The organism is Accumulibacter sp., assembly GCF_023806625.1.
Classification (GTDB): Bacteria; Pseudomonadota; Gammaproteobacteria; order Burkholderiales; family Rhodocyclaceae; genus Accumulibacter.
Map to the genome: position 1 here is coordinate 1 of NZ_JAMTDX010000039.1, position 4111 is coordinate 4111.

The 4111-nt window shown below is 66.8% G+C and carries 3 protein-coding genes; all 3 read left to right on the forward strand.

Annotated features, from left to right (window positions below; genetic code table 11):
• Nucleotides 1–393: 393 nt before the first annotated feature.
• Complete coding sequence (locus NFW05_RS06810) at nt 394–1332, forward strand: amidohydrolase family protein (protein ID WP_295304086.1); 939 nt, start codon at nt 394–396, stop codon at nt 1330–1332.
• Nucleotides 1333–1509: 177 nt separating this feature from the next.
• Nucleotides 1510–2382: a lipid A biosynthesis acyltransferase gene (locus tag NFW05_RS06815; RefSeq protein WP_295304093.1), complete on the forward strand. Its 873-nt coding sequence runs from the start codon at nt 1510–1512 to the stop codon at nt 2380–2382.
• A gap of 8 nt (nt 2383–2390) precedes the next feature.
• Entirely contained in the window at nt 2391–3896 is a 1506-nt protein-coding gene (locus NFW05_RS06820) for an endonuclease/exonuclease/phosphatase family protein (protein WP_295304089.1), read from the forward strand.
• The last annotated feature ends 215 nt before the right edge of the window (nt 3897–4111 follow it).

Consider the following 4111-nt stretch of genomic DNA (forward strand, 5'->3'; position numbering starts at 1 on the left):
TTCACCCCGGCAGGCTCGCCACGTGAGCTTGCTGAACATTGTGGCTAATCAAGTGAGTCGTTGATTTCGAGAGATCAGGCGCTGCGCGTACCCGCAGGTCCACCAGAGAAAAGGGACGGCTCTGGCCCGGGGAGTGGCCGATGCCGAGTTCCGTGTCAACTCCGCGCCCGCAGCCCTGCGGGCAGGAACCCGGCGTCGCGCGGGGATCGCGGGCGAAAAAAAAAGGGCCCGGAGATCATGCGAGTCCTTGTAGAGGGTGGTCCACGATTGACCAACGCCGTTCGGGTTCCTATACTTCTGACGGTGGCATGGAGTTTCCCGTTTCCCGGCTTTGTCGTGCAGCGTCCCGGCGCAGCAGGTGGCCCTTGTACGCGGCCTGCTGCCGATGGCCGGATGATGCCGTTGCGCCGCGCCCTGGTCGGGCTTGGCTGCGCTCTACAGCTGCTGGCCACGCAGGGGCTGGCCCAGGCTAGCGCTGCCGAGCTGGGCGCCGAGGCGGCGGCGATCCCGATCATCGACGCGCACTTCCATGTCATGATGTGGATCGATGCGCCGTCGCTGGTCGAGCACATGGACCGGAACCACATCAGCATGGCCGGTGGCGTGGGTGGGGGGAGTTTGCCCACGATCGTCGCCCTCGGGGAGAGGTTCATCCGGCCCACGGGCATGGGTGCGTGGCTTGGCCTGCATCGCAAACTCGACGCCGCCGACTTCGAGAACCCCGAAACGCCGGCAGTGCGGAGCGCGCTCGCGATGATCGAAGCCGACCTTCGTGACCGCGGAGCGCGGGTCATCGGAGAGATCCACGTCAACGCGCTGACGACGACCCAGGAGCCCGCCAACCGGTTCAAGACGCCGGCGGACTCGGCGACCTTGAAGGCCATTTTCGCGCTCGCCGGCCAGCACGGCCGCCCGCTGAACGTGCATGCCCAGTGGGACACCGACACGGTGCAGCAACTGGAACGGCTGGCCGACTCGTTCCCTTCCGCGCGGCTGGTGCTCGCGCACTGTGGCAGCAACAGCACCGCCGGTGACGTGCGCGAGATGTTCGAGCGCCATGCCAACGTCTGTTGCGACTTGTCGGCCCGTGGTTCGCCTCCGCTGCGCGGGCGTACGGTCATCTTCAGCGAGGCCGGGCTCGATCCGCGCTGGCAGCGCCTGATCGAGGACTATCCCGATCGCTTCGTCGTCGGAATCGACACGGTTCACGACTGGCAGGAGTACGACGGCGTCGTGCGTGCCATTCGCCGCGGGCTGCTCGCCCACCTCTCGCCCGAGACCGCGCGGCGGGTCGCCTCGGGCAACGCCGAGGAGTGGTTCGGCCTGCGCTGACCCCTGGCCTGCGGGCGGCGTGCAAAGCGGCCGGCCGGCGGGCAAATGAAGTAGAATGAGCCGGCCAGTTGCGGGTGGCCACCATTCGAAGAACCGAGCACTCGATCGCAGCATGAGAAACGATGCACTGCCCAGGCAGTGGCAACATCCGCCCGTCGGGGCCTGCGCGAAGCCATGCTGATCCGGTTGCTCGTCGGCTTTCTCTGGGGGCTGCACGTGTTGCCCTTGCCGGTCCTGGCGCGTCTCGGCAACGGCCTGGGAGCGCTCTGCTTCTGGATCGCGCGCAGACGACGCAACGTCGTCCTCGTCAATCTTCGCCTGTGCTTCCCCGAACTCGACGAGGGCCAGAGAAGCCGGCTCGCCCGGGCGCATTTCAGGGTGCTCGGGCGGAGCATCCTCGAGCGCAGCCTGCTGCTCTGGGCACGCCCGGAGAGGCTCGACCACCTGCTCAAGGTCGACGGTGCCGAGCACATCCGTGACCTGATCGCGGCCGGGCGGCCGGTGCTGATGCTCGCGCCGCACTTCGTCGGTCTCGACGCCGGCGGCGCGGCGATCGCCATGCGCTTCGACTGTGCGAGCATCTACGCGGTGCAGCCGAACCCGGTTTTCGACCGCCTGCTGTTGCGCGGCCGGCAGCGCTTCGGCGACCAACTGCTGATCTCGCGGCACGACAGCCTGCGGGCCAGCGTCAGGGCGATGAAGTCGGGTCGGCCTCTCTACTACCTCCCGGACATGGATCTCGGCCGACGCGATTCGATCTTCGTTCCCTTTTTCGGTGTGCCGGCGGCGACGGTGCCGGGGCTGTCACGCCTGGCGCGGCTCGCTGGGGCGAGCGTCGTCGCCTGCGTGACGCGCATCCTGCCCGGAGGAGAAGGGTACGCGGTCAGCGTCAGCGAGCCGTGGGCAGATTTCCCGACCGGCGACGTCGAGGCCGACACGCGCAGGATGAACGCGTGGATCGAAGACGCGGTGCGCACGATGCCCGAGCAGTACTACTGGGTCCATCGCCGATTCAAGACGCGACCGCCCGGCGAGCCGCGGCCCTACTGATCAGAACGATGAACGAAATCAATCTTCTCTACGCCCGCAACACGATTGCCAGGAAGGACCCCGTGGTCCGCCAGGATCTCGTCTTCCTGCTGCTCGTCGACAATCTCGCCTTCGAAAAGCAGATCGATGTCCAGTGGGCAGGCGAGGACGGCGTCTGGCGAACGCTGCCGGCGAGCCATCACCAGACGATCGACGAGGACCGCGAATACTGGCTGGCCCGGGCGAGCTTCGAACTCGGCGCGAATCGGCCGCTGCCCGGCAACGTCGAGTTCGCCGTGCGCTATCGGGTCGCCGGCGCCGAGTACTGGGACAACCACGGCGGCACGAACTACTCGATCGAGGCCGATTCGGGAATACTCCTCGCCGATGACCGGCCGTTGCTCAACGTCGAGTTCGACGGCCATCTCGCCGACCGGCAGAGCGTCGTTCCGGTGGTCGTCGCCGTCGCTCGACGCCTCGAGGCGCGCAAGGTCACCGTGAACTGGTCGGACGATCGCTGGCAGACCAATCACCAGATGGCGTGCCGCTACCGGCGCAACTACTGGGACGGCGAGTACGCGAGCAACGCGAGGAACCCGAACCAGTACGGCTGCCAGGTCTGGGAGGCCGCGCTGCCGGTTGGCGAAGCGTACCGCGTCGACTACCGCATTTCCTGCGAGGCGCGCCGGCCGGTCGCTGACGATGACAACTTCGGCCGCCACCATTCCGCCCGGCGCCGGCCGCTTGGCGTGCTGATCCTCAACCTGCATTGCTGTCAGGAAGAGAACCAGGATCAGAAACTGTCGCAGATCGCTCGGGCCATCGACGAACTGGACGTGGATATCGTCTGTCTGCAGGAAGTCGCCGAGCTGTGGAACGGTGGCCGCGGCGACTGGCAGACGAACACCGCGCGGATCATCAATGCGCGCCTCAGGTCTCCCTATCACCTGGTCACCGACTGGTCGCACCTGGGCTTCGAGCGTTTCCGAGAGGGCGTCGCCGTGCTCAGCCGCCATCCGGTCGAGCGCCACGAAGCACGTTACGTGTCGGAAAGTCGTGACCCGTACAGCATCCACTCGCGGAAAGTGGTGATGGCCCGCGTGCTCGTTCCGTGGCTCGGGCCGATCAACGTCTTCTCGTCGCACCTCAGCTGGTGGGAAGACGGCTTTGCCGAACAGTTCGCCAATCTCCGCGCCTGGGCTGCCGATCAGCATGGCCGCGAGGTCAGGGCGAGCCTGCTCTGCGGCGATTTCAACATCAAGGCCGGTGCGCGTGGCTATCAGCTGGTCGCCGCGTCGACCGAGTACGAGGACCAGTATCTGGCGGTGCGCTCGCCGCAGACCTTCGCGCGCGTCTTCGCCAGCGGCGAGGCGGGCTGGGAAGCGCTGCTCGATGACGATCAGCGGATCGACTACGTGTTCCTGCGCAAGGGCAGCGATCTGCGGGCGATCTCGGCCAGGGAGCTGTTCACCGCGGACGACTATGGAACGGTGTCCGATCACCCTGGTTATCTGGTGACTTTCGAGCCGCGCTGAGCGCGCCGGCGAACGGATGAACGGCCAGTGAGTGCAAGACGGCACAGGCTTCCCGCCGGCTCGACCCGCTTCGCCTCGGCGGGCCGACGGGCAGTCCCGCGGGATTCGGCCGCCGGGCGGCTACCCCACCGTCCCCACCAATGACACGACGTCAACAGACGGATATAGGCCAAGATGGATACGGCAGAGAAATACGCGATACCCCTGCACGCCAA

Bases quoted from the DNA above. Each gene is read 5' to 3' on its own strand.
- NFW05_RS06810 (WP_295304086.1), top strand. From the start codon at position 394: ATGATGCCGTTGCGCCGCGCCCTGGTCGGGCTTGGCTGCGCTCTACAG.
- NFW05_RS06820 (WP_295304089.1), top strand. From the start codon at position 2,391: ATGAACGAAATCAATCTTCTCTACGCCCGCAACACGATTGCCAGGAAG.